Source organism: Thiocystis violacea (assembly GCF_016583565.1).
Taxonomy (GTDB): domain Bacteria; phylum Pseudomonadota; class Gammaproteobacteria; order Chromatiales; family Chromatiaceae; genus Thiorhodococcus; species Thiorhodococcus violaceus_A.
The window spans coordinates 1-3,640 of sequence record NZ_NRRF01000149.1; the positions used below are offsets into that span (position 1 = coordinate 1).

General features: G+C 62.3%; 5 protein-coding genes and 2 pseudogenes. 1 reads left to right on the forward strand and 6 read right to left on the reverse strand.

Annotation, left to right across the window (positions count from 1 at the left end):
* Positions 1–493 (reverse strand): helix-turn-helix domain-containing protein (locus CKO23_RS24055; protein ID WP_242482701.1); only part of this gene is annotated, 493 nt, incomplete at its 3' end.
* Between the two features lie 91 nt (positions 494–584).
* Between CKO23_RS24055 and CKO23_RS24060 the strand changes: the two are divergent.
* Positions 585–968: pseudogene (locus CKO23_RS24060) on the forward strand (transposase); the annotation flags it as partial.
* A gap of 54 nt (positions 969–1,022) precedes the next feature.
* On the opposite strand, the gene modC reads toward CKO23_RS24060, so the two are convergent.
* The 5 genes and pseudogenes from modC to CKO23_RS24085 form a co-directional block, all read right to left on the reverse strand.
* The gene (gene modC / locus CKO23_RS24065) at positions 1,023–2,102 is read right to left on the reverse strand and encodes a molybdenum ABC transporter ATP-binding protein (protein ID WP_200335942.1); all 1,080 of its coding nucleotides are present in this window, start codon (positions 2,100–2,102) and stop codon (positions 1,023–1,025) included.
* 3 nt (positions 2,103–2,105) lie between these two features.
* Positions 2,106–2,290: pseudogene (locus tag CKO23_RS24070) on the reverse strand (molybdate ABC transporter permease subunit); the annotation flags it as partial.
* 120 nt (positions 2,291–2,410) lie between these two features.
* Complete coding sequence (locus tag CKO23_RS24075) at positions 2,411–2,815, reverse strand: type II toxin-antitoxin system VapC family toxin (RefSeq protein ID WP_200335943.1); 405 nt, start codon at positions 2,813–2,815, stop codon at positions 2,411–2,413.
* A complete protein-coding gene (locus CKO23_RS24080) occupies positions 2,808–3,041 on the reverse strand; it encodes a hypothetical protein (RefSeq protein ID WP_200335944.1) in 234 nt (77 codons plus the stop codon). Before CKO23_RS24080 ends, CKO23_RS24075 begins: the two co-directional genes overlap by 8 nt.
* A 62-nt stretch (positions 3,042–3,103) precedes the next feature.
* Complete coding sequence (locus tag CKO23_RS24085; RefSeq protein ID WP_346014682.1) at positions 3,104–3,514, reverse strand: recombinase family protein; 411 nt, start codon at positions 3,512–3,514, stop codon at positions 3,104–3,106.
* Positions 3,515–3,640 lie beyond the last annotated feature (126 nt).

The window sequence follows — 3,640 nt, forward strand, 5'->3', positions numbered from 1 at the left end:
CGCGCGGGGTGTTGATCCAGCCCTGTACGCGATGCGGCTTGAGATCGATCTCGCGTAAGAAGCGTCCGATGGAGTGCGCGGAGATGTCTTCGACGATCCCGCGCGCCTTGGCCTCTTCGGCCAAGTCCGCATGGGTCCAGCGCGTCAGCTTCACCCCTTCGCGGACCGCAGGCTCGCACGCCAGGGCGATGATGGCGCAGATCTGCTCGGGGGTGAAGGTCGGCGGTGTCCCCGAACGCGGCTCATCGCTCAGACGCTCGAGCACCGGGTGATCCGCGCGCTCGCGCCAGCGGCGGCGCCAGCGTTGGACCAACGAGCGACTGACCTGCAACGTGGCGGCCGTTTCGTGCATCCCCTTGCCGGCGTCGGCGGCGAGAATGATTCGGGCTCGGATCGCCAGTTGCTGCGCCGTGGTGTGCTGACGCACCAACGCCTCCAACTGGGTACGTTCTTTGTCGGTGAGGGAAACGGGAATCGGGGTGCAGCGTGGCATCGTGTCATCAACTCATCGGCGAAACTCAAGACAGATGAGTAGGATGCCATCGATCGCCCAGAAACAGTATTAGGACTTTCACTCTAGACCACTAGGAGTGGAGGTGGTCGGTGCCAATGTCCACGATAGTCGTTTGGTGTCCTCGACGCTGGCCACCACGATTTTCCCTCGACCAGCCCCGACGCCCGACGACCCCCAGCATCTGTGTTTGGACAAGGGATACGATTACGCCCGTGTGGAGATAGAAGTGAAGGACCATGGCTATCTTCCACACATCCGGCGCATTGGCGAGGAGAAACTGGCTGACGGTGCGAAGACGCCTACGGCCCGGCGTTGGGTCGTCGAACGGACGATCGCCTGGCTGAAAGGGTTTCGGGCGATTCGTACCCGTTATGTTTGCCAGATGCCCAATTACTTGGCACTGATTCACCTGGCTTGCGCACAAATCTTATTCCGAAAACTCCAAGAAACCTAAAGTTTAAGCAAACTATGTTCTGGATACCTTCTAAGAATCGACCCGTCATCGGTCTCAGTCCATCAAGGCTACCGTCTTCACCTGCGCGAAGACCGGCTGCCCCGGCTGTAACCCCAGGCGCGCGCAGGAATGACGGGTGATGCGGGCGAGCAAGGGCGTTGCCTGATCGGGGCCAAGCGCGAGCTTGACCAGCACCTGGGCTGGCTCGATCTCGCGCAGTTCCCGAATCCGCGCGGGCAGGATGTTGAGGATGGTCGAGCTGGTCGGCTCGTCCAGGGCAAGACTGACATCGCGGGCATGGATGCGCGCCCGTACCCGCGCCCCCACCGGACCTTGCAGATGGCCGAGCCACAGGGGTCCGCCGGCAAAGGTGACACGGGTCAGGGCATCCTCGTCGTCGTGGCCGGCGATGGTGCATTCGATGAGGGTGCTGGCCCCCTGGTCCTGAGCGAGCGACAGATCCAACCGGCTGAACACCTCCGTCACCGTGCCCTGAGCACGCACCCGGCCTTGCTCCAGCAGCACCACCGTATCGGCCAGACGGGCGACCTCGTCGGGCGCGTGGCTGACATAGAGCACCGGGATGTCGAGCGCGTCGTGCAACCGCTCCAGATAGGGCAGGATCTCCTGCTTGCGCTTGAGATCGAGCGCGGCGAGCGGCTCGTCCATCAGCAGTAGCTTGGGATGCAGCGCGAGCGCGCGAGCGATGACCACGCGCTGGCGCTCGCCGCCGGAGAGCTGGTGCGGACGGCGCTTGAGCAGATGGGCGATGCCGAGCAGCTCGACCGCCTGATTCAGCGCCTGCCGGTCCATGGCGCTGCCGACGCGCCGCATCCCGTAGGCCAGGTTGCCGCGCGCCGAGAGATGCGGAAAGAGACTCGCCTCCTGAAAGACATAGCCGAGCGGGCGCAGATAGGTCGGCAGGAAGGTCTCGCCATCCTGCCAGACCTGGCCGTTGAGGCGCAGATGGCCATCGCGCACCTGCTGCAAGCCGGCGATCAGGCGCAAGAGCGTGGTCTTGCCCGAGCCGGAATGACCGAACAGGGCGGTGACCCCACGCCCCGGCAGGTCGAGATCCACATCGAGGGAGAACTCGGGATAGTCGAGATGAAAACGTGCCTGGATACGGCTCATGTCTCAGGACCACTTCTTGGTGTTGGGGCGCCAGGCATAGAGCACCAGCAGCACCAGGAAGGAGAAGATCAGCATCACCGCCGAGAGGCGATGGGCGGCGCCGTACTCCAGCGCCTCGACGTGATCGTAGATCTGACGCGTGTCTCGCCCGGCAGGTTGCCGCCGATCATCAGCACCACGCCGAACTGGGGTAGGCTCGGGATACGTGTGAATTCTTATCACTTCGTCCCAGACCCCGCCGACATCCGGGGAAACCGCTCGCCGTACCGTCGATCCGGCTCTCGCGGCTTGAGCGTCAAACTGCACCGTCAGAACCGGGGGGTTACGAATCCAGCCTGAACGAAGTGCTGGTCGAAGGCGAGTGCGGTCTTCAGGTTCATGCGGCGCATGACGACGAAGGAGACACAGTCGACAAGGCCCCATTGCTTGTCGGTGTGGCGCCGGTACAGATCGAACCCCGACTCGAACAGCTCGGGCGTGAGGTTCACGACGGCCACACTTGGCGATTCGCGCAGGTCCTCGATGATCTGTACGGCAGCGTCACGATCCATCCTCGACAGGGCGTTGCCGATCTCGAGCAGCACGGCGTCCGTGACGACGATTGGCTGGCCATCGAACTTCTCCGAGAGAGCAACCGCCTCCGCGTGATATTGATCGTTCTCGTTGACCAGGGCGAGAATGTAGCCGGTGTCGACGAAAACGCTCTCAAGCATCCCTTTCGCCGACGATGTAGGCGTCATGATTGGTCGAGAGATCCGTCGGTCCCTGGGTCTTCACCCGTCGCAGCCGCGCAAAGATCGTCTCGTTGCCATCGGTGGCCTTTGGCTCGGCATCGACCAGGACAACGCGTACCGTCTTGCCATCCAAAACGCGGCGATGCTCCGGCGGAATGTCGAGAACGCCGTCGTGGGCGACGGTGTGAAATTCGATTGCATTCATCGTTCTGGGTAACCTGTTCTTCGAAAAGTCTCTCGAGATTCGAGGGCAGCCCCCAAGCCTCTCTAGCTGCGTGCCGCGTCGAGCTTCGGATCGTGCCGGATCCGTTTGACGATGTCCCCAACCACGCCGCGCCCCGTCTTGGCACCGATACGCTGTTGGATCTCGCGCACGCTCAGATCCGTCATTCTCGCCAGTTCTTCGACCTCTGTGACGACCGTCGTCGGCGTTCGCGGTCGACCTAGGTGCTTTCCGCGTGCCTTTGCTGCCTTCATACCCGCCGAGACGCGCTCGCTGATCAGCGAGGACTCCAACTCCGCCATGGCGCCGATGAGCGTGAACATCGCCTTGCCCATGGGCGAGGTGGTGTCGATCTGGTCCTGGACGCTCACGAAACGGATGCCGAGGTGGTTGAACTCCTCCAGTGCGCTGAGCAGGTGTTTGGTCGAGCGCGCGAAGCGATCAAATTTCCACACTAGTGGTCTAGAGTGAAAGTCCTAATACTGTTTCTGGGCGATCGATGGCATCCTACTCATCTGTCTTGAGTTTCGCCGATGAGTTGATGACACGATGCCACGCTGCACCCCGATTCCCGTTTCCCT

Excerpts from the sequence above, each read along its gene's own strand:
- CKO23_RS24075 (WP_200335943.1), bottom strand. The coding sequence starts at position 2,815 with ATGCTTGAGAGCGTTTTCGTCGACACCGGCTACATTCTCGCCCTGGTC.
- modC (WP_200335942.1), bottom strand. The coding sequence starts at position 2,102 with ATGAGCCGTATCCAGGCACGTTTTCATCTCGACTATCCCGAGTTCTCC.
- CKO23_RS24080 (WP_200335944.1), bottom strand. The coding sequence starts at position 3,041 with ATGAATGCAATCGAATTTCACACCGTCGCCCACGACGGCGTTCTCGAC.